The following is a 2,299-nucleotide window of genomic DNA, read 5'->3' as shown; positions in this document are numbered from 1 at the left end:
GTAAGCGGGGCATATCCGTTGGCGGTGCTATTTCACTGTGCAATTGCGCGCTGACTTGCAATCTACCATAATCCGGTCTGTGACAGAAGATTGCTTCCCATTGCATTTTGAAGAAGGCGCGGATGACTGAGATCGACATTGATAGTCTGGATGAAGCGATGCTGATGGCGCTGAACCGGCGTATCGTTGAGAGATTGCAGTTTCTGCAGCAGCAAAGGAATGAAGTAGCCCTTCAGGACATCAGGATCGGCAGCGGCGTGATGTTTGAAGGGCCGGATGGTGCCGAGGTTCGTGGTTTTGTAATCCGCCGTAATCGCAAGACAGTGACGGTACATACCGATGGCGACAAACAGTGGAACGTTTCGCCGTCATTGCTGAGCCTGACTGGTCGCCATATTTTAGATGAGGCGCCGACAAAAGCAGGCCGGGTCGTTCCATTTACAAAGCCTGGTCGCCGCCGATAAAGATGAACACTATCGGGCTTTTGCGATGATGAGGCCTGCAAGCTCCGGAATGGCTGGCTTCTGAGTGGATACACCAAGCCGATCGCCGAGGTAGTGCCAGAAGGAAAGCCCGAGTTTCTTGCAGGTCTTCATAAGGCCGAGCATGGTATCGCGGGCGATACGTCCATCCCGGCTCATGGTGCCGCCGGAGATTTTTCGTTTGGTGACGCAGCTGCGCAGATCATTCTCGGAGGCATTGGTGTGCAACGGGATCTCGGGTCGTTCGAGAACTTTCAGCAATTCCTGTCTACGGCGCAGTAAGCGCGCCAGAAGCTTATCCAGATCAGCATATCCGGTGCGGATGGAAAAGATCCGATCGAACCTGACTTCAAGGGCCTGGGCTGTACGACGGCTGGGACTTCGGGCAAAGTCTTTCAAAAGCTTGTAAAAGAGCCAGATAAGTTTGCGCAGCGTTTCAACATGTTTCACCTGCTGTGGTTTCGCCGGCATCAGTTTGTGCAACAAACGTTCCGCATGGACCCAGCACAGGGCATGGTCTCCCACCCGGAATTGACCGGCATCGTCAGAGACAATCACCGTATTGCCCATAAGCCCGTGATATCGGATAGCTCCCCATAGACCAGCTTCACCGAACATGCGGAGCGTATTGTTATCGAAGATATCGACGCCATTTCTGAGCAGATGCTCAAGAAATAGCACCTGATTGGGAAAGTGCTGTGGTTTGCGGGGTTGTAAGCGGGCTATGAGTGCAGGATCCGCTTTACGCGCCAGCAAATACTCGAATGCTGCATCGTTAAGAACATAGTCGGTATAATTGCCACGCAGCAGCGACAGAAAGTTCAGCCGTGATTTCGTCTTTGTGGTTCGAAAGACGCTAAAATGCGCGTTGCCGATATGAGTAGTATAGAAGTTATCGCGGGCATGACGGGCACCGGTGTCGTCGACCGTCACATAAGCGGCTGACACCAGACCTGTATGCAGAACCGCTGCATCCTCAGCCACAAAGCCATCCATCTTCTTTGTCAGCAGACGAACAACCTGTCGTTTCGAGATATCCACGCCAATATCGTTCAACAGCGTCGATAGTCGTTCCATCGTCACCTGGCCCTGTGCATGAAGCATGAAACAGAGCCGCCGCAGATTAGGTCCGTAACCTCCGACGATTCCTGTAGGCAGCGGCGCAAGAATTGTTTTACCGTCCGGTGTCACCCAACATTCGCGCCGGTAATGAATAACTTCAGCGCGCAAAACAACATCGCGCACGTAATAGCTTTTGTAACCTTTAAAGCGTGATCCAGCCGGAGCATTGGCATGAAGAACAACGTCACGGTCAACGCGTCCGACATCCAGCTTTGGTCCACGCGGTTTCTTCTTGCTTGCCTGCTTATCCTGAGCCTGCACGTCAGTTGCCTTGTCCATGCCTGACGGTTTGAACGGTGGCCGTGGCGGCAGGTTTTTCAGCCGTGCAATCTCATCGCGAAGCAGTTGGTTTTCAACTTTAAGCTGGGTGTTTTCCAGACGGAGCTCGGCATTCTCTTTACGGAGTGCAGCATTCTCAGCTTCCAGATTCTCAAGGCGAGCCTCTGCATGTTCTGCTTTCTCAACCAGACCTGTGACCAGACTGCGCAACGCATTCAGTGAAAGCGTGTCAGCATGCTTGGGCGAGGGAAGCGTTCTCTTCGGCATACCAAAAGAGAATCATGATTTGCCAAAATCAGGAATCCCATAGGCATGAAATATCGATGCGAAACTCGCGATATGCACAGTGTTTGATATTTCTGACTTCGACTCAAAAACAAAATCAAAAGAACTGCCAACAAATCTGCCCCGGTTAC

Annotated in this window: 2 protein-coding genes; one reads left to right on the top strand and one right to left on the bottom strand. The window is 52.1% G+C overall.

What is annotated here, in order from left to right:
• Window positions 1-107 precede the first annotated feature (107 nt).
• On the top strand, window positions 108-464 hold the full coding sequence (locus OPR82_RS22665; protein ID WP_323054581.1) for a hypothetical protein: 357 nt from the start codon (window positions 108-110) through the stop codon (window positions 462-464).
• 9 nt (window positions 465-473) lie between these two features.
• Here OPR82_RS22665 and OPR82_RS22660 read toward each other — a convergent pair whose 3' ends face one another.
• Entirely contained in the window at window positions 474-2,150 is a 1,677-nt protein-coding gene (locus tag OPR82_RS22660) for an IS66 family transposase (protein ID WP_265987226.1), read from the bottom strand.
• Window positions 2,151-2,299 lie beyond the last annotated feature (149 nt).

The sequence above is a fragment of the Ochrobactrum chromiisoli genome (assembly GCF_026241335.1).
In the GTDB taxonomy this organism is placed as follows: domain Bacteria; phylum Pseudomonadota; class Alphaproteobacteria; order Rhizobiales; family Rhizobiaceae; genus Brucella; species Brucella chromiisoli.
The sequence above is the reverse complement of the archived record's forward strand: the minus strand, read 5'-3'. Positions and strand labels throughout refer to the sequence as shown.

Coding starts and splice junctions, on each gene's coding strand:
- OPR82_RS22660 (WP_265987226.1), bottom strand. CDS start 2,150: ATGCCGAAGAGAACGCTTCCCTCGCCCAAGCATGCTGACACGCTTTCA.